Below are 24,433 nucleotides of genomic sequence, written 5' to 3'. Positions count from 1 at the left end.
GTTTGCTGTGCAGAAACAGAGTTATTCGTCGTTTGGCGGCGAAGGGTTAGCGGCTTTCGCTAATCATAGGGGAAATAGATGCCTAAATAGGCATTAGGGGAATGAGGTCTCTGTGACACAAACCAAGCTGGAAAGGCCGGCCGCTGCAAATGCTAGCGAGCAGCCAGTAGGCGATGAGTTACTCGAATGTTTGAAAGCGGTTGCCTCATTTCATCAGCATGAGGTGTCATCAGAGGCCCTTAGAGCTGGCTTGCCCTTGGAGCAGGGCAAGCTAACGCCTTCCGTATTTGGCAGGGCTGCCTCCCGTGCTGGACTGACGGCGCGAATTGTTAAAAGCAAGCTGTCGGCGCTTAACCCAGCGCTCTTCCCCGCTATTCTATTGTTGGAACCAGGTAGGGCGTGCGTGCTGTTGGGAATTGATCTCAAACAGCAAAAAGCGAACGTCATTTTTCCTGAACTATCTGAATCAAACGTTGAACTGCCCTAGACGAACTCTATGCGGGCTATAGCGGTGAAGCTATATACGTTCGTCCTAAGTTTCTAGTGGATAACGCGTCTGAACAGGCGTCAAGAAGCGCCGCGACCAGCACTGGTTTTGGGGCGTCATTCGCGAAAATAGATCTCTCTACCGCGATATCGTGTTGGGGTCGGTGGCGATCAATGTGTTCGCCATCGCCATGCCGCTGTTCGTGCTTAACGTCTATGACCGAGTAGTGCCCAATCAGGCAACGGAAACGCTATGGGTGCTGGCAATAGGCATCTTTATAGTGCTGTGCTTTGATTTGGTACTCAGGCTAATGCGCAGCAGCTTTGTCGACTTAGCCGCTAGCCGTGCGGATGTGAAGCTCTCTTCCTCAATCATGGCTAAAGCATTGGGCCTTCGTTAGAAGAGCGCCCCGCATCAACCGGCTCGTTCACTTCGACGCTCCAGTCTTTTGAGTCGGTACGCGCGTTTATTGGTTCTGCGACCATTCTGGGGATTGTCGATCTTCCGTTCGTACTGATGTTTGCGGCGATTATCGCGCTGATTAATCCCTGGCTAGTGCTGCCGGTATTGGTGGGCATCGTATTTGTGCTGCTCTACGCGCTGGCTGCTCAGGGTAAGCTTCATGAACTTTCTCAAACTACCTGGGAAGTCGGCGCACAGCGCAACTCACTGTTGGTAGAGTCTATTTCCCAATTAGAAAATGTTAAGGCCCTGCGGGCTGAAAGCCGTATCCAGCGCCACTGGGAAAAATCATCGGCCTTCCTTTCCCGTACTGGCGCGCAGCTTAAGATGGTGAGCACCTCAGTCTCCAGCGTGGCCCAGTGGGCGCAGCACAGTGTGGCGGTGTGCGTCATTATCGTCGGTGTATATCAAATCATCGAAGGTAACCTCACCCAGGGTGGGTTGATTGCCGCTTATTGCTCTCTTCCCGGCGATGGCACCTATAAGTCAGGCTGCAGCGCTGCTGGCGCAATATCATCAATCCTCCACGGCGCTTGAGTCACTCAATGCGGTAATGGATAAGAAGGTTGAGCGCCATGAAGGCAAGGCTTATGTAGAAAAGCCAGCTTCGTCGGCAATATACGCCTTGAGAAAGTCACTCTTCGTTACCCCAATGAAGAGCGCGAGGCGCTGAAGGATGTATCGATAACTGTCAAAGCCGGTGAGAAAGTTGCGCTACTTGGCCGCATTGGTTGCGGCAAATCTTCATTAAACAAGCTAGTGCTAGGGTTTTTATCAGCCAACCTCGGGGGCCGTGCTGGTTGATAACGTGGATATTCGCCAGTTAGACCCACTGCAGCTGCGCCGTCATATTGGCTATGTTCCTCAAGACGTTAGCCTGTTTTCAGGATCTCTGCGGGACAATATTGTGGCGGGTGGCGGTAGCGACCGCGTTGAGGATGAGGCATTGCTTAGAGCGATTGACTTGGCCGGCCTAGAGTCACTCGTCAACAACCATCCACATGGCGTGGATTTGCAAGTAGGTGAACGCGGCCAAGCACTTTCCGGCGGGCAAAAACAGTCTGTCGCCATTGCCCGTGCGCTAGTGCAGGATCCGCCTATTTTGCTGTTAGATGAACCGACAAGCTCTATGGATAATGCTAGCGAAGAAGCGTTTAAAGCCAACCTTAAAAACGTCGCTGCTGGCAAAACCATCCTAGTGGTCACGCACCGTACCTCGCTCCTCTCATTGGTCGACCGAATTATTGTCATGGATGCCGGCAAGGTCGTGGCGGATGGCCCGCGGGATACAGTGGTAGAGGCATTGCGTAAAGGCCAGATCGGGAGGGCATCGTAATGGCGCGTAAACCCTCTTCCACGACCGAGCAAAAAGGTTTTGACGCCATTGGCCGTTTTTCAGAAAAAGGCCAAAAACCATTTCGCCCTTTTATGGATCGGTTGTTTGCCAAGCGTGTGACCTCTGCCCACCTAAACCGCGATTGGGCAAGCGATACCGACTGGGCGCGTATGCAGCAAGAGCCCATTCGTGCACGGTTATTCCTCTATACCGTCCTGCTCACTGTGGTTGCGTTGTTAGTGTGGGCGTATTTTGCTTCTATCGATGAAGTAACCCGTGGGGCAGGGCGAGTGATCCCTGCAAGCCAACTACAGCGTATCCAGTCTTTTGATGGTGGCGTTGTTGAACAGATCTTTATTCGCGAAGGGCAGATCGTCGAGGCAGGTCAAGTGCTGATGCAGATCGACCCTACGCGCTTTGTTTCTGATTTTCGAGAAAACCGTGCCCAGCGTTATGCGCTTCAGGCGCGTGCTGAAAGGCTACGTGCGCTAGCAACGGGCACTGCGTTTGAGCCTTCCGAAGAGCTCCGTCAAGAAGTGCCTGACATTGTGATGCAAGAGCGCGAGGTTATGAAAGCCGTCGTGAAGAGTTGCGCGAACAAGAAAATGTGCTTAATGACCGCATTCGTCAGCGTCAGGAAGAGCTGCGAGAGGCGCAAGCTCGCCGTGATACAGCCCAGCGTGAAGTCAATATGGCCAGTCAAGAGCTTAACTTGACTCGCCCGCTGTTGGCTTCGGGGGCTGTGTCTGAGGTAGAAGTGCTGCGCTTAGAGAGAGATGTATCTAGTGCCACAGGGGAGCGTAACCAAGCGGATGCCGCTGTTTCACGTTTAGAGGCCGGGGTGGAAGAAGCAGAAGGGCAATTGCTGGAGCTGGGTGCCGAACGCCGGAGTGAGTGGCGGAATGATCTGGCTCAAACGTTGGGCGACCTAAATGCATTGCAACAATCGGGAACTGGTTTGCAGGATAGGGTACGACTGACCGAAATTCGCTCGCCGGTTGATGGTATTGTTCAGCGCATACACATCAACACCATAGGTGGTGTTGCTCAGCCAGGGGAAGAGGTTGTTGAAATCGTGCCTACTGACGACCAACTGCTGGTTGAGGCGCGCATCGCCCCGCAAGATATCGCCTTTTTGCATCCTGGGCAGCCTGCGACTATCAAACTGACGGCCTATGACTATGCCATTTATGGTGGCTTACAGGCCGAGCTTGAGCGTATTAGCGCCGATACCATTACTGATGATGACGGTAATACCTTCTATCAAGTGCGGGTGCGCAGTTTAGAAAACGAAAATGTCGCCGATAAACTACAAGTAATTCCCGGCATGACGGCGCAAGTGGACATAGTAACGGGCAAGCGCACAGTGATGCAGTTTATGCTGAAACCTGTCTTAAGAGCGTGGCGTGATTCCTGGGGGAACGCTGATGAAGCATTGGTTCATTACCAGCGCGGTAGTTTAAAAGGCGTTGGAAAAAGCGTTTGAAAATATTGGTTCATCAGACCCTGAAGCCGTGCTCCAATCGGCTCAACCGAACGACTTGGTATGGCTTTCCACTACTGTTAAAAATTGGCCACAGTTAGTCCCTTTAATTGTTGCTGAAGGTGCTGTTGCCGTAGTGCTCAGTTATGCACCGGATGACCGGGAAGCGTTGAGAGCGTTAGATCTTGGTGCTCGTGGCTATGTGCATACCTTAGCCGCCCCTGAGGTGCTTAAGCAGGTGGCATTGGTGGTGACCAATCAAGGCATATGGGTAGGACAAGAGCTGCTAGCCAAAGTGCTGGGTGGCTCATTTAAGACGCTCCAGCAGCGCCATCAAGGCGCCTCATTTCAGTATAGTGAATATCTTGAACTGCTAACTGAGCGGGAGCGAGGAGTGGCACTCGCCGTGGCTCGGGGTGCTACCAATAAAGAGGTGGCGAGACAGTTGGATATTACCGAGCGTACCGTTAAGGCGCATTTAAGCGCTATTTTTAAAAAATTAGCGGTACGGGATCGGCTGCAGTTGATCCTTAAGCTGGCCCCGATTGCTGAACAGTTAAGTTCTTAGCATAGCCAGACATTAATTGTTGGGAGATATTCACCAATAGTGGCATCACTAATCAGTCGTTGTTGCGTTACAGAATGAGGCCTAAAGGCCTCATTTTTTTGTCCATCGGTACAATACTTTTTAATTGCTTACTCACCTAGGATGGATTCATATGCCGCTAATCTCACTAGTGCTAATTCACTAGGATTAAGTGGTACCAAACAGTGATCGGTCAATGATCTAGGAGTGACACATGGCAACTGCAACGGTAATCGCTATTACAGGGCAAGCATGGGCGCGTGACGAAGCTGGCAATCTACGTGAGCTGCGCATTGGTGATACGCTTCAAGAAGGCGAAACGCTAATCACCTCCGATAATGGTCGCGTAGAGCTAGATTTCGCTGACGGTACGGACGCCAATGTAGTAGAGGGCGGTCAAGAGGTGGCCGTTACTGCCGACTTGGTTAGTGATCTTATCGTTGCAACGGAAGACGCCAGTGCCCAAGACGACGATCTTGATGCCCTGCTTGCCGCCCTAGACGACGGAGAGGGCGATTTACTTGACCTGCTTGACGCGACTGCAGCCGGTGGTGGTGCCGGTGGCGGTGGCGGTGGCAGCGATTTCGTACGCGTTGCTCGTATCGCCGAAGAAACCGATCCGCTTAGTTTCAGCACCGAAGGTGGTCTAGAGGGCACTGAGTTTGTTGAATTTGACGGTGGTGCTGTAGCAACGGCTACCGCTGATGAAGTGCCTGAGCAAGAACCCGAACCGACCCCCGAGCCAGAACCGACCCCCGAGCCAGAACCGGCCCCCGAACCAGAACCGACCCCTGAGCCAGAACCGACCCCTGAGCCAGAACCGACCCCTGAGCCAGAACCGACCCCTGAGCCAGAACCAACTCCAGGTACTGGAGTGACTGGTGTTATTACCCTAAGTGTTCCTCAGCAGGTCATTGAAGGTGAGTCGATCACCGTTTCAGCCAGCGTTAGCAGCGCCCCTCAGGGCAGTCCGTTGGTTATTACACTGAATAATGGGCAACAGATCACTATTGCCGCGGGTGAAACAACTGGCAGTGTGACCTTCGACAGCCGCTCGGATGATGTCTACGAGCAAGGCGAGGAAAGCCAGACTTTTGCTATCACAGGCACTACTGGTGGTGAGTTCGAGTCCCTGGATAGCAGTGCCGAAGCCACCGTCGTCACGATTGACGACAGCGACACCGTCACCGCCACCCTGAGTGCCGACAGTGACAGCGTCGCCGAAGGCGGCACCGTCACCTACACCGTGACGCTGACCGGCCCGCAAGGCGCCGACCTCAGCGGACACAACGGCCTCGAGTTCCGCCTCGCCGACGGTTCCACGGTCACCATCGCCGCCGGAGAACTCAGCGGCAGCGCCACCGTGACCGCCGCCGACGACGCCTTCGAAGGCGGCCAAGCCACCCTGGTCAACAGCATCGCCACGGTAGAGAACGACAGCGACAGTGAGTTCGAACAACTCGTCACCGCCGGTGAGACCAGCGTCACCGTCACCGACGAACCCGGCACCCCGGGTAACCCTGGCGATCCTGGTGATCCCAATGGCGGCGACGCGATCAGCGTCAGCATCGTGGCCGACCAAGCCGAGTTCAGCGAAGCCGAAGAGCAGACCTTCACGGTCAGCCTCAGTGAAGCGGTCGACCGCGAGGTCACCGTCACCCTGGACGGCGGCAACACCGTCACCATCGCCGCCGGCGAGACCGACGCCACCTACACCCGTGACCCGCAAGGCGACGACGTCTTCGTGGACGGCGAGAACGTCACCGTGGCCCTTGAAGACGCCGCGGCCACCGACGGCAGCGCGTTCGAGAACGTCACCCTGGGCGACGCCGCCGAGACCACGGTCATCGACACTATCGACACCGTCACCGCCACCCTGAGTGCCGACAGTGACAGCGTCGCCGAAGGCGGCACCGTCACCTACACCGTGACGCTGACCGGCCCGCAAGGCGCCGACCTCAGCGGACACAACGGCCTCGAGTTCCGCCTCGCCGACGGTTCCACGGTCACCATCGCCGCCGGAGAACTCAGCGGCAGCGCCACCGTGACCGCCGCCGACGACGCCTTCGAAGGCGGCCAAGCCACCCTGGTCAACAGCATCGCCACGGTAGAGAACGACAGCGACAGTGAGTTCGAACAACTCGTCACCGCCGGTGAGACCAGCGTCACCGTCACCGACGAACCCGGCACCCCGGGTAACCCTGGCGATCCTGGTGATCCCAATGGCGGCGACGCGATCAGCGTCAGCATCGTGGCCGACCAAGCCGAGTTCAGCGAAGCCGAAGAGCAGACCTTCACGGTCAGCCTCAGTGAAGCGGTCGACCGCGAGGTCACCGTCACCCTGGACGGCGGCAACACCGTCACCATCGCCGCCGGCGAGACCGACGCCACCTACACCCGTGACCCGCAAGGCGACGACGTCTTCGTGGACGGCGAGAACGTCACCGTGGCCCTTGAAGACGCCGCGGCCACCGACGGCAGCGCGTTCGAGAACGTCACCCTGGGCGACGCCGCCGAGACCACGGTCATCGACACTATCGACACCGTCACCGCCACCCTGAGTGCCGACAGTGACAGCGTCGCCGAAGGCGGCACCGTCACCTACACCGTGACGCTGGCCGGCCCGCAAGGCGCCGACCTCAGCGGACACAACGGCCTCGAGTTCCGCCTCGCCGACGGTTCCACGGTCACCATCGCCGCCGGAGAACTCAGCGGCAGCGCCACCGTGACCGCCGCCGACGACGCCTTCGAAGGCGGCCAAGCCACCCTGGTCAACAGCATCGCCACGGTAGAGAACGACAGCGACAGTGAGTTCGAACAACTCGTCACCGCCGGTGAGACCAGCGTCACCGTCACCGACGAACCCGGCACCCCGGTAACCCTGGCGATCCTGGTGATCCCAATGGCGGCGACGCGATCAGCGTCAGCATCGTGGCCGACCAAGCCGAGTTCAGCGAAGCCGAAGAGCAGACCTTCACGGTCAGCCTCAGTGAAGCGGTCGACCGCGACGTCACCGTCACCCTGGACGGCGGCAACACCGTCACCATCGCCGCCGGCGAGACCGACGCCACCTACACCCGTGACCCGCAAGGCGACGACGTCTTCGTGGACGGCGAGAACGTCACCGTGGCCCTTGAAGACGCCGCGGCCACCGACGGCAGCGCGTTCGAGAACGTCACCCTGGGCGACGCCGCCGAGACCACGGTCATCGACACTATCGACACCGTCACCGCCACCCTGAGTGCCGACAGTGACAGCGTCGCCGAAGGCGGCACCGTCACCTACACCGTGACGCTGACCGGCCCGCAAGGCGCCGACCTCAGCGGACACAACGGCCTCGAGTTCCGCCTCGCCGACGGTTCCACGGTCACCATCGCCGCCGGAGAACTCAGCGGCAGCGCCACCGTGACCGCCGCCGACGACGCCTTCGAAGGCGGCCAAGCCACCCTGGTCAACAGCATCGCCACGGTAGAGAACGACAGCGACAGTGAGTTCGAACAACTCGTCACCGCCGGTGAGACCAGCGTCACCGTCACCGACGAACCCGGCACCCCGGGTAACCCTGGCGATCCTGGTGATCCCAATGGCGGCGACGCGATCAGCGTCAGCATCGTGGCCGACCAAGCCGAGTTCAGCGAAGCCGAAGAGCAGACCTTCACGGTCAGCCTCAGTGAAGCGGTCGACCGCGAGGTCACCGTCACCCTGGACGGCGGCAACACCGTCACCATCGCCGCCGGCGAGACCGACGCCACCTACACCCGTGACCCGCAAGGCGACGACGTCTTCGTGGACGGCGAGAACGTCACCGTGGCCCTTGAAGACGCCGCGGCACCGACGGCAGCGCGTTCGAGAACGTCACCCTGGGCGACGCCGCCGAGACCACGGTCATCGACTATCGACACCGTCACCGCCACCCTGAGTGCCGACAGTGACAGCGTCGCCGAAGGCGGCACCGTCACCTACACCGTGACGCTGACCGGCCCGCAAGGCGCCGACCTCAGCGGACACAACGGCCTCGAGTTCCGCCTCGCCGACGGTTCCACGGTCACCATCGCCGCCGGAGAACTCAGCGGCAGCGCCACCGTGACCGCCGCCGACGACGCCTGCGAAGGCGGCCAAGCCACCCTGGTCAACAGCATCGCCACGGTAGAGAACGACAGCGACAGTGAGTTTCGAACAACTCGTCACCGCCGGTGAGACCAGCGTCACCGTCACCGACGAACCCGGCACCCCGGGTAACCCTGGCGATCCTGGTGATCCCAATGGCGGCGACGCGATCAGCGTCAGCATCGTGGCCGACCAAGCGAGTTCAGCGAAGCCGAAGAGCAGACCTTCACGGTCAGCCTCAGTGAAGCGGTCGACCGCGACGTCACCGTCACCCTGGACGGCGGCAACACCGTCACCATCGCCGCCGGCGAGGACCGACGCCACCTACACCCGTGACCGCAAGGCGACGACGTCTTCGTGGACGGCGAGAACGTCACCGTGGCCCTTGAAGACGCCGCGGCCACCGACGGCAGCCGTTCGAGAACGTCACCCTGGGCGACGCCGCCGAGACCACGGTCATCGACACTATCGACACCGTCACCGCCACCTGAGTGCCGACAGTGACAGCGTCGCCGAAGGCGGCACCGTCACCTACACCGTGACGCTGGCCGGCCCGCAAGGCGCCGACCTCAGCGGACACAACGGCCTCGAGTTCCGCCTCGCCGACGGTTCCACGGTCACCATCGCCGCCGGAGAACTCAGCGGCAGCGCCACCGTGACCGCCGCCGGCGACGCCTTCGAGGCGGCCAAGCCACCCTGGTCAACAGCATCGCCACGGTAGAGAACGACAGCGACAGTGAGTTCGAACAACTCGTCACCGCGTGAGACCAGCGTCACCGTCACCGACGAACCCGGCACCCCGGGTAACCCTGGCGATCCTGGTGATCCCAATGGCGGCGACGCGATCAGCGTCAGCATCGTGGCCGACCAAGCCGAGTTCAGCGAAGCCGAAGAGCAGACCTTCACGGTCAGCCTCAGTGAAGCGGTCGACCGCGAGGTCACCGTCACCCTGGACGGCGGCAACACCGTCACCATCGCCGCCGGCGAGACCGACGCCACCTACACCCGTGACCCGCAAGGCGACGACGTCTTCGTGGACGGCGAGAACGTCACCGTGGCCCTTGAAGACGCCGCGGCCACCGACGGCAGCGCGTTCGAGAACGTCACCTGGGCGACGCCGCCGAGACCACGGTCATCGACACTATCGACACCGTCACCGCCCCTGAGTGCCGACAGTGACAGCGTCGCCGAAGGCGGCACCGTCACCTACACCGTGACGCTGACCGGCCCGCAAGGCGCCGACCTCAGCGGACACAACGGCCTCGAGTTCCGCCTCGCCGACGGTTCCACGGTCCACCATCGCCGCCGGAGAACTCAGCGGCAGCGCCACCGTGACCGCCGCCGACGACGCCTTCGAAGGCGGCCAAGCCCCCTGGTCAACAGCATCGCCACGGTAGAGAACGACAGCGACAGTGAGTTCGAACAACTCGTCACCGCCGGTGAGACCAGCGTCACCGTCACCGACGAACCCGGCACCCCGGGTAACCCTGGCGATCCTGGTGATCCCAATGGCGGCGACGCGATCAGCGTCAGCATCGTGGCCGACCAAGCCGAGTTCAGCGAAGCCGAAGAGCAGACCTTCACGGTCAGCCTCAGTGAAGCGGTCGACCGCGACGTCACCGTCACCCTGGACGGCGGCAACACCGTCACCATCGCCGCCGCGAGACCGACGCCACCTACACCCGTGACCCGCAAGGCGACGACGTCTTCGTGGACGGCGAGAACGTCACCGTGGCCCTTGAAGACGCCGCGGCCACCGACGGCAGCGCGTTCGAGAACGTCACCCTGGGCGACGCCGCCGAGACCACGGTCATCGACACTATCGACACCGTCACCGCCACCCTGAGTGCCGACAGTGACAGCGTCGCCGAAGGCGGCACCGTCACCTACACCGTGACGCTGACCGGCCCGCAAGGCGCCGACCTCAGCGGACACAACGGCCTCGAGTTCCGCCTCGCCGACGGTTCCACGGTCACCATCGCCGCCGGAGAACTCAGCGGCAGCGCCACCGTGACCGCCGCCGACGACGCCTTCGAAGGCGGCCAAGCCACCCTGGTCAACAGCATCGCCACGGTAGAGAACGACAGCGACAGTGAGTTCGAACAACTCGTCACCGCCGGTGAGACCAGCGTCACCGTCACCGACGAACCCGGCACCCCGGGTAACCCTGGCGATCCTGGTGATCCCAATGGCGGCGACGCGATCAGCGTCAGCATCGTGGCCGACCAAGCCGAGTTCAGCGAAGCCGAAGAGCAGACCTTCACGGTCAGCCTCAGTGAAGCGGTCGACCGCGAGGTCACCGTCACCCTGGACGGCGGCAACACCGTCACCATCGCCGCCGGCGAGACCGACGCCACCTACACCCGTGACCCGCAAGGCGACGACGTCTTCGTGGACGGCGAGAACGTCACCGTGGCCCTTGAAGACGCCGCGGCCACCGACGGCAGCGCGTTCGAGAACGTCACCCTGGGCGACGCCGCCGAGACCACGGTCATCGACACTATCGACACCGTCACCGCCACCCTGAGTGCCGACAGTGACAGCGTCGCCGAAGGCGGCACCGTCACCTACACCGTGACGCTGACCGGCCCGCAAGGCGCCGACCTCAGCGGACACAACGGCCTCGAGTTCCGCCTCGCCGACGGTTCCACGGTCACCATCGCCGCCGGAGAACTCAGCGGCAGCGCCACCGTGACCGCCGCCGACGACGCCTTCGAAGGCGGCCAAGCACCCTGGTCAACAGCATCGCCACGGTAGAGAACGACAGCGACAGTGAGTTCGAACAACTCGTCACCGCCGGTGAGACCAGCGTCACCGTCACCGACGAACCCGGCACCCGGGTAACCCTGGCGATCCTGGTGATCCCAATGGCGCGACGCGATCAGCGTCAGCATCGTGGCCGACCAAGCCGAGTTCAGCGAAGCCGAAGAGCAGACCTTCACGGTCAGCCTCAGTGAAGCGGTCGACCGCGAGGTCACCGTCACCCTGGACGGCGGCAACACCGTCACCATCGCCGCCGGCGAGACCGACGCCACCTACACCCGTGACCCGCAAGGCGACGACGTCTTCGTGGACGGCGAGAACGTCACCGTGGCCCTTGAAGACGCCGCGGCCACCGACGGCAGCGCGTTCGAGAACGTCACCCTGGGCGACGCCGCCGAGACCACGGTCATCGACACTATCGACACCGTCACCGCCACCCTGAGTGCCGACAGTGACAGCGTCGCCGAAGGCGGCACCGTCACCTACACCGTGACGCTGACCGGCCCGCAAGGCGCCGACCTCAGCGGACACAACGGCCTCGAGTTCCGCCTCGCCGACGGTTCCACGGTCACCATCGCCGCCGGAGAACTCAGCGGCAGCGCCACCGTGACCGCCGCCGACGACGCCTTCGAAGGCGGCCAAGCCACCCTGGTCAACAGCATCGCCACGGTAGAGAACGACAGCGACAGTGAGTTCGAACAACTCGTCACCGCCGGTGAGACCAGCGTCACCGTCACCGACGAACCCGGCACCCCGGGTAACCCTGGCGATCCTGGTGATTCCCAATGGCGGCGACGCGATCAGCGTCAGCATCGTGGCCGACCAAGCCGAGTTCAGCGAAGCCGAAGAGCAGACCTTCACGGTCAGCCTCAGTGAAGCGGTCGACCGCGACGTCACCGTCACCCTGGACGGCGGCAACACCGTCACCATCGCCGCCGGCGAGACCGACGCCACCTACACCCGTGACCCGCAAGGCGACGACGTCTTCGTGGACGGCGAGAACGTCACCGTGGCCCTTGAAGACGCCGCGGCCACCGACGGCAGCGCGTTCGAGAACGTCACCCTGGGCGACGCCGCCGAGACCACGGTCATCGACACTATCGACACCGTCACCGCCACCCTGAGTGCCGACAGTGACAGCGTCGCCGAAGGCGGCACCGTCACCTACACCGTGACGCTGACCGGCCCGCAAGGCGCCGACCTCAGCGGACACAACGGCCTCGAGTTCCGCCTCGCCGACGGTTCCACGGTCACCATCGCCGCCGGAGAACTCAGCGGCAGCGCCACCGTGACCGCCGCCGACGACGCCTTCGAAGGCGGCCAAGCCACCCTGGTCAACAGCATCGCCACGGTAGAGAACGACAGCGACAGTGAGTTCGAACAACTCGTCACCGCCGGTGAGACCAGCGTCACCGTCACCGACGAACCCGGCACCCCGGGTAACCCTGGCGATCCTGGTGATCCCAATGGCGGCGACGCGATCAGCGTCAGCATCGTGGCCGACCAAGCCGAGTTCAGCGAAGCCGAAGAGCAGACCTTCACGGTCAGCCTCAGTGAAGCGGTCGACCGCGAGGTCACCGTCACCCTGGACGGCGGCAACACCGTCACCATCGCCGCCGGCGAGACCGACGCCACCTACACCCGTGACCCGCAAGGCGACGACGTCTTCGTGGACGGCGAGAACGTCACCGTGGCCCTTGAAGACGCCGCGGCCACCGACGGCAGCGCGTTCGAGAACGTCACCCTGGGCGACGCCGCCGAGACCACGGTCATCGACACTATCGACACCGTCACCGCCACCCTGAGTGCCGACAGTGACAGCGTCGCCGAAGGCGGCACCCGTCACCTACACCGTGACGCTGACCGGCCCGCAAGCGCCGACCTCAGCGGACACAACGGCCTCGAGTTCCGCCTCGCCGACGTTCCACGGTCACCATCGCCGCCGGAGAACTCAGCGGCAGCGCCACCGTGACCGCCGCCGACGACGCCTTCGAAGGCGGCCAAGCCACCCTGGTCAACAGCATCGCCACGGTAGAGAACGACAGCGACAGTGAGTTCGAACAACTCGTCACCGCCGGTGAGACCAGCGTCACCGTCACCGACGAACCCGGCACCCCGGGTAACCCTGGCGATCCTGGTGATCCCAATGGCGGCGACGCGATCAGCGTCAGCATCGTGGCCGACCAAGCCGAGTTCAGCGAAGCCGAAGAGCAGAACCTTCACGGTCAGCCTCAGTGAAGCGGTCGACCGCGACGTCACCGTCACCCTGGACGGCGGCAACACCGTCACCATCGCCGCCGGCGAGACCGACGCCACCACACCGTGACCCGCAAGGCGACGACGTCTTCGTGGACGGCGAGAACGTCACCGTGGCCCTTGAAGACGCCGCGGCCACCGACGGCAGCGCGTTCGAGAACGTCACCCGGGCGAGCCGCCGAGACCACGGTCATCGACACTATCGACACCGTCACCGCCACCCTGAGTGCCGACAGTGACAGCGTCGCCGAAGGCGGCACCGTCACCTACACCGTGACGCTGACCGGCCCGCAAGGCGCCGACCTCAGCGGACACAACGGCCTCGAGTTCCGCCTCGCCGACGGTTCCACGGTCACCATCGCCGCCGGAGAACTCAGCGGCAGCGCCACCGTGACCGCCGCCGACGACGCCTTCGAAGGCGGCCAAGCCACCTGGTCAACAGCATCGCCACGGTAGAGAACGACAGCGACAGTGAGTTCGAACAACTCGTCACCGCCGGGAGACCAGCGTCACCGTCACCGACGAACCCGGCACCCCGGGTAACCCTGGCGATCCTGGTGATCCCAATGGCGGCGACGCGATCAGCGTCAGCATCGTGGCCGACCAAGCCGAGTTCAGCGAAGCCGAAGAGCAGACCTTCACGGTCAGCCTCAGTGAAGCGGTCGACCGCGACGTCACCGTCACCCTGGACGGCGGCAACACCGTCACCAATCGCCGCCGCGAGACCGACGCCACCTACACCCGTGACCCGCAAGGCGACGACGTCTTCGTGGACGGCGAGAACGTCACCGTGGCCCTTGAAGACGCCGCGGCCACCGACGGCAGCGCGTTCAGAACGTCACCCTGGGCGACGCCGCCGAGACCACGGTCATCGACACTATCGACACCGTCACCGCCACCCTGAGTGCCGACAGTGACAGCGTCGCCGAAGGCGGCACCGTCACCTACACCGTGACGCTGACCGGCCCGCAAGGCGCCGACCTCAGCGGACACAACGGCCTCGAGTTCCGCCTCGCCGACGGTTCCACGGTCACCATCGCCGCCGGAGAACTCAGCGGCAGCGCCACCGTGACCGCCGCCGACGACGCCTTCGAAGGCGGCCAAGCCACCCTGGTCAACAGCATCGCCACGGTAGAGAACGACAGCGACAGTGAGTTCGAACAACTCGTCACCGCCGGTGAGACCAGCGTCACCGTCACCGACGAACCCGGCACCCCGGGTAACCCTGGCGATCCTGGTGATCCCAATGGCGGCGACGCGATCAGCGTCAGCATCGTGGCCGACCAAGCCGAGTTCACGAAGCCGAAGAGCAGACCTTCACGGTCAGCCTCAGTGAAGCGGTCGACCGCGACGTCACCGTCACCCTGGACGGCGGCAACACCGTCACCATCGCCGCCGGCGAGACCGACGCCACCTACACCCGTGACCCGCAAGGCGACGACGTCTTCGTGGACGGCGAGAACGTCACCGTGGCCCTTGAAGACGCCGCGGCCACCGACGGCAGCGCGTTCGAGAACGTCACCCTGGGCGACGCCGCCGAGACCACGGTCATCGACACTATCGACACCGTCACCGCCACCCTGAGTGCCGACAGTGACAGCGTCGCCGAAGGCGGCACCGTCACCTACACCGTGACGCTGACCGGCCCGCAAGGCGCCGACCTCAGCGGACACAACGGCCTCGAGTTCCGCCTCGCCGACGGTTCCACGGTCACCATCGCCGCCGGAGAACTCAGCGGCAGCGCCACCGTGACCGCCGCCGACGACGCTTCGAAGGCGGCCAAGCCACCCTGGTCAACAGCATCGCCACGGTAGAGAACGACAGCGACAGTGAGTTCGAACAACTCGTCACCGCCGGTGAGACCAGCGTCACCGTCACCGACGAACCCGGCACCCCGGTAACCCTGGCGATCCTGGTGATCCCAATGGCGGCGACGCGATCAGCGTCAGCATCGTGGCCGACCAAGCCGAGTTCAGCGAAGCCGAAGAGCAGACCTTCACGGTCAGCCTCAGTGAAGCGGTCGACCGCGAGGTCACCGTCACCCTGGACGGCGGCAACACCGTCACCATCGCCGCCGGCGAGACCGACGCCACCTACACCCGTGACCCGCAAGGCGACGACGTCTTCGTGGACGGCGAGAACGTCACCGTGGCCCTTGAAGACGCCGCGGCCACCGACGGCAGCGCGTTCGAGAACGTCACCCTGGGCGACGCCGCCGAGACCACGGTCACCGACACTATCGACACCGTCGATGCCACACTGACCTCGACGCAGGCAGCAGGCAGCAACGAAGACGCTGTCACAGTGACCTACACCATCACACTGGGCACTGCACCAACAGCGACTGAAACCTTCACCTTCGACGTCAATGGCGAGCAGCAAACTATTACAATAGAAGCGGGTGCCACCAGCGGCACCACTGAGTTCACTTTCAGTGATCCCGATGTGTTTGTTGATAGCGATACCATTAGTGCACCGACCAACTTTGAAAGCAGCAATAACAGCGGCTACGAAGACCTCAATCTTGTAAACAGTGCCACCGCGCATGAAGTTGTCGATAGCATCGATATCACCACGCTCACCTTGAATGATGTCTCCGTGGAGGAAGGGACTGGTACAGCGACTATCACTGCCACGCTCAGCAACCCGGCGGGCCAGGGCTTCACCGTGACTTTAAGCAATGGAGCCACCATTGTGTTTGCTGAAGGAGCCACTGAAGGCACCTCAAACGCGTTCGTGGTTCAGGGTGACGACGTCTACCTTGATAGTGAAAGTTACAGCGTCTCAGTTGCTGATGAAGGTGATCACAACTTTGAGAAACTAGACAGTAGTGATTCCGCGATGGTTACGGTCAACGATACTATCGACATCACCACTGTTGGCATCACTGCCATTGTGACGAAAACTTCTGAAATTAATGTTGGCAATGTCGATGACACCGATAGCTTCACCGTGACAGCCTATCGATCCGAGGATGATCAAGGAGCTATCTCCAAAGTCACAGGCACCGACCACGATGGATTTGGCGTCGAGGGTACAACTTCTGGTAGTGGTGATAGCAGCGAACTTGGTTATGGTACTAACGGTGGTAGCGAAAAAATCGTTGTTGACTTTAATAACGAAGTGAAAACCTTTGATATTCAGTTCGCTTGGCGTAACAACGGTGAGAAGGCAAAAGTTGAATTCTTTGATGAAGATGGAAACTCTGTTGGTTGGGCAATCGTGTCTGGCGGCGGTACGTCGACGGATGCTCTAGTGACTTACTACGACGCTGAGGGCAAAGTCACCAAAACAGAGCATGCGGCTGGTGGTTCTGACCGTGTTGACAACTCATATACCTTTGAGCCGGGAAGTGGCGAAACGTTTGTCCGTGCGGAGTTCACAGCAGTTGGTTTCGATGATGATTACCTAATCCATTCCATTCAATACAAGGAAGTGATGAACGGTGAGGCGATTAGTATTGATGGTGCATCCGAAGTCATCTTCGAAATTGAGACATCCAACCATCCTGACGAAAGCAAGTATGATTTCGTAGATACTTTCCCGACCGCTACGGTAAATATTGGTGGCGAGATTTATGAAGTCAAGCTTGATCGCAATGGCAAGGGATCTGTGGCGGTTGAAACCGATGGTGCCGAAGATCTGGTTGCGAAGGTCATTGAGGTGAATGGCAACTTCGAAGAGGTTGCTGTACCAGTCAGCTTAACACTAGAGAACAACACTCCTACGATTGAGAGTATCACTACCGCTGCCCAAGGCGGAGAGGTAGACGAAGGCGACAATGCCGTCTTCGAGGTCGCGCTGAGCAATTCTAGTGGCAGCACCCAGACCTACGCCATCAGCCTAGGTGCCACCGGTGATACTGCCACCAGCGGTTCGGACTATGATGACGTGCTGGCGAACGCCACCTTCAGTGATGGTGTTACTTATGCCAACGGCCAGATCGCTGTGCCTGCGGGTATTACAACGTTCAGCATCACCGTTGAAACGATTGAAGACTTTATCGACGAAGCGGATGAAACTTTCACACTTACAGTAGGAGGCGAGTCCGCCGAAGCGACTATTATCGACGCTGATAGCACCCCAACCTCCACCAACGACGTTGTCAGCTTGAATGAGGGCGCTTCCAATGTAGTTTTGGGTATCAATGATTTTGGTGACTACTCGGATGTAGATAACGAACCATTAGAAAGTGTGCGCATAGAGTCTTTGCCTGATAACGAAATTGGTAAGCTTCAGTTAAATGGAATTGACGTGGCGGTTGGCGAGGAGGTGACAGCTCAACAGCTGACTAACGGTGAGCTTGCGTTTATTCCTGCTAATTCGGATACAGACGCAGATACGTCATTTGAATTTAAAGTCTCCGATGGACAAAATTGGTCAGCGGATACTTATATGACGACGGTCAATATTGATGCCGTTGCTGATAAACCAACTGTTGCCATCTCTCTTGGCGATGCGATGTCTGTCGATGAGACAGGCACCATTTCGGGTCAATCTAGGGAGTTTACTGAGCTACTTGGTGAAGAGCGTGGAGATGGCAATATACAGGGAACGCCTAATTACAATTATTCTGAAGCTTCAACCCAAGTATTTGACTTTGGCACAGTGTTTGCTGGTCAACAAGTTACTGTTGATATGCCCGTGCTAATCCAAGGTAGCTGGAATAGTGGCTGGAATGTGTTTGATGACCGTTGGGTTGTCAGAGCAAATGGTGATGAAGAGTTTGTTTTTGATGATTATGGCTCTTCATCGAATTACAACCTTAACTTCGTTGATAATGTTTCAATTACCACGACTCTTGACAGTCAAGGAAGATTGACGCTGGAATTTAGTGCAGCAACAACAGAGACATCTGAAACAGCGACTATTCAAGGTGCAACCGTTTCGGTTGGCTCTGTTGAAGTTACTGAGGTATCTGCTTATCAATATGCTGTTGATTTAACTGCTGCACTTAGCGATACAGATGGCAGTGAGACCTTGAGTATTAAAGTCACAGGCGTACCCGAAGGTGGTGTGCTTAGTCAGGGGCAGAACAGGGTGATGGCAGTTGGCTGATCGAAGTAGATCCGGGTGAGACCAGCTACAGCGGCAATGGTTTGACATTGACAGTACCTGTTGGTCAGGCGGGCGAAGATTTCCAGCTTTCCGCTGAAGCTATTGCGACCGAGTCTAATCCAGGCACCACGGATACAACGGTCGAAACATTAACTCGTTCAGCAACTGATTCGGCTGAAAGCAAAACTGTACCGATACCGCCAGATAATACTGCTTCTGAGCCTGACGATAACAGCGGTGAACCTGAAGGCTCATGGGAAGGTTTCGAAAGTAACGATGATCATACATTGAATTGGTGGGATCCATCCGAGCCTTATAATTTAGGTGGGAACGCTACTAGTGTAGATATTGAGCTCCAAGGGTTCGGTGGGGTTTTCGACTCAGGGTATGTAGAATTTTATGAGGACGGCAACTCTCTAGGCTATTCATACCTTTCCAAGGGGAGTAATAATGGTTCGTTTGAACAAACGTTCACTCCCGGCTTTGAATTTGATTCTGTTAAGGTCGTGCGTACCGGTGGAGAGTTCGAGATTAAAAGCCTGGCAGCTTATAACGCGACGCAGGCACAGCTGGTCGACGGCATTGTAGAAGGCGCGATGTACACCACCTCCTCCGGGCTTAGCGGTACTACCGATGAGAACGGTGCTTTTGAGTACCGTGACGGCGATTCGGTGACCTTTATGGTAGGCGATGTCGTGATAGGTACCGCCTCCGCGGAAGCCCTTGCCGATGGCAAAGTGTTCCTGCAGGAAATGGCGAATACCGAGCTGACTGACCTCAACAATGAGTACGTTGAGAATATGGCAGTGTTCCTGCAGTCGCTGGACGCGGACGGCATAGCCGATAACGGCATCACCATTACCTCCGCCATGAACGCCGCCTTTGAAGGCAGTACGCTTGATTTGCGTAACGTTTCCGAGGCTGAGCTTAAATCGGCACTGGAGGGAGTTGGTGATAGCTACGTCACCGAAGAAGACGCCATGCAGCACGTGCGCGATATGCTTGAGAAGCATGCGGGGATTACCACCTTTGATGAACATACGGATGATTCAATCAAAACGGCGGTGCTCGCTCATGACGTGATCGACGGTCTGACCTACCAAACCAGCAGTGGCTTGATCGGCGAACTCACCGATGGAATGTTTGCTTTTGACGAAGGTGACACCGTTGAGCTATTTGCTAATGGCCAGTTGGTCGCTTCGTTTGCCACTGCCGATATAGGTGATGATGGTCTCATCACCTTCGCTGAAGCAGGCTTCTTGATGAGTGCCGAAGAGCTTGACGCACTGATTAACAGTGAAGAAGAAACTCAACCTTCTGTTGAAGGGGAGGAAGCGGTAGACGAGCCAGAGCCGACAGACGACACCACTGTTGACGATGCTGAAGACATCGATGAGGAAGAAAGTCGTGACGATAACATTACAGATGACGATACCTCTTCAAGCGATAAGGCGTCAGAAGATGAGAGTGAAGAAGAAGTCGTTGAAGAAGGTGTAGCGACACCTGATGACGAGCAGAGTCAGGATGATGCTCTAACGCAGGGTGATGAACTAGCGCAAGAAGAAGTGCTGGCTGACAATGATGAAGTCACTAACGTTGCTCCAGCAACACCAGGGGATGAAAAAGAGGAACCGGAAAGTAGCGGTAATGGCTATTCGTTGCTAGAAGATGACGAGACGCTGTTTACCTTGAACGATGATTCAGAGAATGCAACAACACCAGTCCCCGCGAGTGAGTTGCAGACTAGCGAATCTGAAGGTGATATCGAGGCTTCACTAAGTGAGAGTGAGTTGTTCTCCAGTGATGAAGACGAAAGCGTTGATAGCCTGCTGCCGCCTTCTGAAAGTGGTGAAGAGAAAGCCAAGCCTGCTCCTGATGCGCCGCAAGAAAGCACTGTGTCGACTGAAGTGGAACCGGCGGGTGGGCATACTGATTATGTGAAACTACATAATGACCATGCTACCAGTAACTCTGATATTTAATCAGTCGTACAATCAACAAGGCCGCCCACAGGGCGGCCTTGTTGTATTAATGCTTTAATTACCTTTCGCAATACTTGAGCGCGTTTACTTACAGAGGACAGGTCATGCTCTACACCAAACGTAATACATCCGGCGAGATCCTGATGCTCAGCAAAGAACCAACGTCAGAGTGTAACGAAACGATTGATCCTGATTCACCTGAGGTACTGGCTTTCCTTGCTGATCAGCCAGGATCCTCAGCACACTTTATAGCGTCTGACTTAGCGTTTGTGAGGGTGGTAGAAGATATTCTTGAGGTGTTACTAAACAAGGGAGTCATCACTTTCACTGACCTTCCGGAAGCTGCACAGGCGAAAGTGATGGAGCGTAAGTCCTTGCGGGTTAAAAATGATGTAGGTTTGCTAAGCGACGACGACACTATCTAGTCGTCGTCGATTGCGTTTATGCGTTAAAGGCGTACGCCTGGTCCGGTGGCTCCATCGACACCCACGCGGAACAGGCAGGCTATTTCCTCATCGTCTGCAACGCCTTCCCCTATCACCTGAATGCCCAATGAATGGCAGAGCGTAGCCATGCCGCGGACAATGGTTTGCTGCTCATTTGAAGCATGCAGTTGGTGAATAAGACTGCTATCCATTTTTAAGTAAGCAAGACCCACATCGTGTAAATCTGCAAGTTTGGTGAATTCTGCCCCCACATGCTCTATACCAAACGTGCAACCAAGGGGCCGTAAGGCGGTACAAAGCCCCCGTAAGCTACCAATCGCGTGCGTGCTAAGCGTGGCGGGCACTTCAAAGCAGAGCTGCTTGGCCAATAGTGGGTGCGCTGCCAACAGAGTCCGTAGCTCGTTAACGAACTGTGTATTAGTGATCGATGCCGCAGAGAGGTTAATGCCTACCGGCTTTAGATCATCTTCTAGATTAGCGAGCGCTTTTTGACCACGGCTAAATCAAGTGCAGGCTCCATCTCAAAGCGGGTGATCCAGGGAATAAAGACTCCGGCGGTTTGCCACTCCCCACCTAGCAGTAAGCGAGCCGGGCATTCGTAATGGATGATGTCTCCGTGAGCGTCTACTACCGGGAAGTACGCTAACTCAGGGCCAACCAGGATTGCTGCTTCCAGTGCATTTCGCCATTCGGCATGGCTGCTGTAGAGTGAAATACGCTTGCGCTGACGCACGACTACCTGTTCAAAGGACGTTAGGCTTTCGGCTTGTGCCAAAGCGTCATCCAGGGTGGCTAACAGTGTGCCGCGATCATCATGTGGAGCATAAGGAACAATCGCCGTTGGTAGATAAATCTCCACGTCGGGCTGCGTGGCGGCTACCTCGGCTAACGCTGCCATCACCTGAATTCGAAGCTCCTCTACATCATCCATAAGCGGCAGCATAAAGATAAAATCGCTGCCGTTAAGGCGGCCTACCATTGGTTCTGCCGACGCGCTGTCCAATTGCCCCAACTGGGTAACCAGCGTATTTAATAGTTGGTCTGTGGCAGCGTAGCCGAGCTGCTCATTGAGTGACTCTAATGCCTGTACGCGAACCATGATCAACATGCCCGTTGCGCGGGCATCTTCACTGCCCAATTGAGACGAAAGCTTACCCATAAACACGTCGCGATTCAGCGCACCGGTGACTCGGTCATGCTGTAAATGGCGGCGTAACTCGTCCAGCTTATGGCTTTCATGACTGAGCATCTGATGGACATTGGCAGAAAGCACGTTCATTGCTTGAGTGACTTGGCGTAACTCCAGCGTGCGTGGCTCCTTAATAGTGGTAAACCGCCGCGCACTGATATCTTGCGCCTGAGTGACGACGCGGGAAAGGGGGTGCTTAATACCACGAACGATCACGGTAGCAATCGCTAAACTAATCACTCCGGCAAGTAAAAACCAAGCAGCGAGTTCCAGCATGCTGCGCCATAAAGAGGTGTAGGCAAAACTGTGTTGGCTCTCAAGCTCCAACGTACCGTACTGTCGCCAGCCATCTTGAATCGTCGCGGTGCCGTTGGGCACATCAAACTCAATAAGCTGACGAAACCAGGCGGGCACATCGCCACTATACTCTTCGGCGGAGCGTTCAATAAGTACGCTATCGTCCGTATCGCGCAGGGTGATTCGGCGGTAGTAGCCGGTGTCAAATTGAGCTGCGATTAACAGTTCGAGGGTGACAAGGTCTTTATCGAGCTGGCTCATTGAAAGCGCCAAAGCGGTAGCATTGTCAGCGTTCTTAATGCGCACTTCCTGTTCGATATAATCGCGGCTAGTGGTAATACTAATGGCAAGACTACCAATGAACGACAGCAGCAGCAGGGCGATAATGGCAATCCAAAGTTGTTTGATAAGTGACATCGTGCCAATTCCTCTTAAATGAAACCCTGGGTTTGCATACGTTCAATGACGCTGCGCCAGCGTGATAGCCGAGCCAATGGGTCTGCGCGGGATTCAGAAGAACCACCTGCCCAAAGTCCATCGCTATTAAAACTAAACAGTGGGTCGAGATCAGTACGCTGAGAGGCAGGGGTGATAGACGGTACAATATTGTCTAGCACCAACGGTTCTGCATCTGGGGTCGAGTAATAGCCTAGCACCATGTGGGCTTGGGTAATTTGACTACGCCCAATGCGCGCACGGACATAAATCATGCGTAGGTACTGACTAGTAATGCCTAATTGTTTAAGGGTAATGTACTTGGCAATGGAGTAATCCTCGCAATCTCCCTGGCCTTTACCCATTGCTTCCAAAGGCGTAGCCCAATAATCCTCTTGCCCCCACACCTGGATATCGTCAATCCACCGGATGCGGCGATTAAAGAAGTCATTAACCCCACGCAGCTTGGCTTGAACGTCTTGGTTTTGTAGCTGTTGAAGCAGGTTAAACCACTCCTCTAATACGGACAAACCAGCCTGCCCATACTGTTGCTGCATGCTTTGGCGTAGGCGTTGTGGATCAAACGCTGCGGCAGGCGTTGGATGAATGCCAAGACCTGCGCCTAACCAAAGCGCGCCGACTGTTGCTAAGAACTGTCGACGCGAGAATGTAGGAGTGTGATGCGAGGATGCAGGCATGAGTCGCCGTTAGTAACCGCCAAATAGGGCTTAAGATTACAAGCTGACGAGTGGAAGTGCTACACCTCTCAGTCAAAAGGCTGAGGTTATTGAACCGCTGCCTGATGCGTGGTTTCTAATAGGGGTTCAATTAGCGGCTCAAGTTCGGGCCATACATTGTCGAGGATAATCGGCTGAGCATCGGCGGTAGGGTGAATGCCATCGCTCTGCATTAACGCCTCGTTCAGGGCGATATCCTCCAATAAAAAAGGCACTAGGGAAACGTCATACTCTTCCGCCAGCGAGTGGAAAACCCCGGTGAAGGCGTCTCGGTACGCTTGGCCATAGTTAGGCGGGATATCGATCCCCAGTAGCAGCACCTGAGCACCAGCGTCTTGGCTCTGCTCAATCATACTGGCTAGGTTTGCCTGCATTTGATTGGGTGATAAGCCGCGTAGACCATCGTTGCCGCCCAGCTCAATGAGAACAATATCCGGCTCCCGCTGTCCGAGAAGGTCAGTGAACCTTTGTAATCCTCCAGACGTCGTTTCACCACTAATGCTGGCGTTAATGACTTGGGCATCATCTCCCAAGCGTTCTTCCAGTAGGTTCACCCAGCCCTCATCACGCTCTATGCCGTAAGCGGCGCTTAAGCTATCACCATCACCAGCAGGGTGGGGCCCGGGTTTGTGTCTGCGTTGACAGGCTCTGCGTTGATAGACGATGAGGCAAAGGTGACTATCAGCAGCACCAGCCATCCGGTTACCATGCGGTTCAGTCCATGCCATGCCATAGGGATGCCACGCTTCATGTCTTATTCCTCAAGTTCAAACTCTTCAAGTTCAAGCTCCTCAGATAAAGCTGCCAAT

At 58.1% G+C, this 24,433-nt stretch carries 15 protein-coding genes and 8 pseudogenes; 20 read left to right on the top strand and 3 right to left on the bottom strand.

Translation table 11 applies throughout. From position 1 onward, the window contains the following. Positions 1–112: 112 nt before the first annotated feature. The 20 genes and pseudogenes from FDY98_RS22230 (at position 113) to FDY98_RS22145 (ending at position 20,945) form a co-directional block, all read left to right on the top strand. Positions 113–2,285: pseudogene (locus FDY98_RS22230) on the top strand (type I secretion system permease/ATPase). Further along, positions 2,285–3,705 (top strand): annotated as a pseudogene (locus tag FDY98_RS22225) (HlyD family type I secretion periplasmic adaptor subunit); the annotation flags it as partial. The pseudogenes FDY98_RS22230 and FDY98_RS22225, both read left to right, overlap by 1 nt. A gap of 49 nt (positions 3,706–3,754) precedes the next feature. After that, a complete protein-coding gene (locus tag FDY98_RS22220; protein WP_340146940.1) occupies positions 3,755–4,336 on the top strand; it encodes a helix-turn-helix transcriptional regulator in 582 nt (193 codons plus the stop codon). Between the two features lie 232 nt (positions 4,337–4,568). Continuing rightward, positions 4,569–7,202 (top strand): annotated as a pseudogene (locus FDY98_RS26355) (retention module-containing protein); the annotation flags it as partial. Between the two features lie 83 nt (positions 7,203–7,285). Next, a complete protein-coding gene (locus FDY98_RS28845) occupies positions 7,286–8,551 on the top strand; it encodes an immunoglobulin-like domain-containing protein (RefSeq protein ID WP_155706214.1) in 1,266 nt (421 codons plus the stop codon). Then, the gene (locus FDY98_RS22205) at positions 8,520–9,182 is read left to right on the top strand and encodes an immunoglobulin-like domain-containing protein (RefSeq protein WP_155706211.1); all 663 of its coding nucleotides are present in this window, start codon (positions 8,520–8,522) and stop codon (positions 9,180–9,182) included. The genes FDY98_RS28845 and FDY98_RS22205 overlap by 32 nt, the downstream gene beginning before the upstream one ends. A gap of 138 nt (positions 9,183–9,320) precedes the next feature. Continuing rightward, entirely contained in the window at positions 9,321–10,307 is a 987-nt protein-coding gene (locus tag FDY98_RS28840) for an immunoglobulin-like domain-containing protein (RefSeq protein ID WP_340146939.1), read from the top strand. Next, positions 10,193–11,218 (top strand): immunoglobulin-like domain-containing protein, encoded by a 1,026-nt coding sequence (locus FDY98_RS26350; RefSeq protein WP_340147094.1) that lies wholly within the window; start codon positions 10,193–10,195, stop codon positions 11,216–11,218. The genes FDY98_RS28840 and FDY98_RS26350 overlap by 115 nt, the downstream gene beginning before the upstream one ends. A gap of 138 nt (positions 11,219–11,356) precedes the next feature. Beyond that, entirely contained in the window at positions 11,357–12,100 is a 744-nt protein-coding gene (locus tag FDY98_RS22190) for an immunoglobulin-like domain-containing protein (RefSeq protein ID WP_155706207.1), read from the top strand. Next, positions 12,000–13,196 (top strand): immunoglobulin-like domain-containing protein, encoded by a 1,197-nt coding sequence (locus FDY98_RS22185; RefSeq protein WP_155706206.1) that lies wholly within the window; start codon positions 12,000–12,002, stop codon positions 13,194–13,196. The genes FDY98_RS22190 and FDY98_RS22185 overlap by 101 nt, the downstream gene beginning before the upstream one ends. Further along, positions 13,193–13,462 (top strand): hypothetical protein, encoded by a 270-nt coding sequence (locus FDY98_RS22180; protein ID WP_155706203.1) that lies wholly within the window; start codon positions 13,193–13,195, stop codon positions 13,460–13,462. Before FDY98_RS22185 ends, FDY98_RS22180 begins: the two co-directional genes overlap by 4 nt. Before the next feature lie 19 nt (positions 13,463–13,481). Further along, a pseudogene (locus tag FDY98_RS29800) lies at positions 13,482–13,550 on the top strand (hypothetical protein); the annotation flags it as partial. Then, positions 13,547–13,936, top strand: a complete 390-nt coding sequence (locus FDY98_RS28835; protein WP_442907976.1) for an immunoglobulin-like domain-containing protein — start codon at positions 13,547–13,549, stop codon at positions 13,934–13,936. The pseudogene FDY98_RS29800 and the gene FDY98_RS28835, both read left to right, overlap by 4 nt. A 139-nt stretch (positions 13,937–14,075) precedes the next feature. Beyond that, positions 14,076–14,384: an immunoglobulin-like domain-containing protein gene (locus FDY98_RS22165; protein ID WP_155706196.1), complete on the top strand. Its 309-nt coding sequence runs from the start codon at positions 14,076–14,078 to the stop codon at positions 14,382–14,384. After that, positions 14,324–14,623 (top strand): annotated as a pseudogene (locus tag FDY98_RS28830) (immunoglobulin-like domain-containing protein); the annotation flags it as partial. The gene FDY98_RS22165 and the pseudogene FDY98_RS28830, both read left to right, overlap by 61 nt. A 206-nt stretch (positions 14,624–14,829) precedes the next feature. Continuing rightward, a pseudogene (locus FDY98_RS28825) lies at positions 14,830–14,979 on the top strand (immunoglobulin-like domain-containing protein); the annotation flags it as partial. A gap of 24 nt (positions 14,980–15,003) precedes the next feature. Further along, a complete protein-coding gene (locus FDY98_RS26345) occupies positions 15,004–15,294 on the top strand; it encodes an immunoglobulin-like domain-containing protein (protein WP_340147092.1) in 291 nt (96 codons plus the stop codon). Between the two features lie 139 nt (positions 15,295–15,433). After that, positions 15,434–18,538 carry an immunoglobulin-like domain-containing protein gene (locus tag FDY98_RS26340; protein WP_196518286.1) on the top strand — a complete coding sequence of 1,035 codons (3,105 nt, stop codon included), beginning with the start codon at positions 15,434–15,436 and terminating at the stop codon, positions 18,536–18,538. A gap of 47 nt (positions 18,539–18,585) precedes the next feature. Further along, the gene (locus FDY98_RS22150) at positions 18,586–20,520 is read left to right on the top strand and encodes a hypothetical protein (RefSeq protein WP_155706192.1); all 1,935 of its coding nucleotides are present in this window, start codon (positions 18,586–18,588) and stop codon (positions 20,518–20,520) included. Between the two features lie 104 nt (positions 20,521–20,624). After that, the gene (locus FDY98_RS22145; RefSeq protein ID WP_022522757.1) at positions 20,625–20,945 is read left to right on the top strand and encodes a hypothetical protein; all 321 of its coding nucleotides are present in this window, start codon (positions 20,625–20,627) and stop codon (positions 20,943–20,945) included. A gap of 23 nt (positions 20,946–20,968) precedes the next feature. Here FDY98_RS22145 and FDY98_RS22140 read toward each other — a convergent pair. The 3 genes and pseudogenes from FDY98_RS22140 to FDY98_RS22130 all read right to left on the bottom strand — a co-directional run bounded on the left by FDY98_RS22140 (position 20,969) and on the right by FDY98_RS22130 (position 24,375). Further along, positions 20,969–22,869 (bottom strand): annotated as a pseudogene (locus FDY98_RS22140) (EAL domain-containing protein). A 14-nt stretch (positions 22,870–22,883) separates the two neighbouring features. Continuing rightward, the gene (locus FDY98_RS22135) at positions 22,884–23,585 is read right to left on the bottom strand and encodes a transglutaminase-like cysteine peptidase (RefSeq protein ID WP_009287953.1); all 702 of its coding nucleotides are present in this window, start codon (positions 23,583–23,585) and stop codon (positions 22,884–22,886) included. A gap of 86 nt (positions 23,586–23,671) precedes the next feature. Further along, a pseudogene (locus FDY98_RS22130) lies at positions 23,672–24,375 on the bottom strand (arylesterase). Positions 24,376–24,433 lie beyond the last annotated feature (58 nt).

This window comes from Halomonas sp. PA16-9 (assembly GCF_009728585.1).
GTDB lineage: Bacteria > Pseudomonadota > Gammaproteobacteria > Pseudomonadales > Halomonadaceae > Vreelandella > Vreelandella titanicae.
The sequence above is the reverse complement of the archived record's forward strand: the minus strand, read 5'-3'. Positions and strand labels throughout refer to the sequence as shown.

What these genes read in the sequence shown, in the direction of transcription:
- FDY98_RS22135 (WP_009287953.1), bottom strand. Translation starts at nt 23,585, where the DNA reads ATGCCTGCATCCTCGCATCACACTCCTACATTCTCGCGTCGACAGTTC.
- FDY98_RS22145 (WP_022522757.1), top strand. Translation starts at nt 20,625, where the DNA reads ATGCTCTACACCAAACGTAATACATCCGGCGAGATCCTGATGCTCAGC.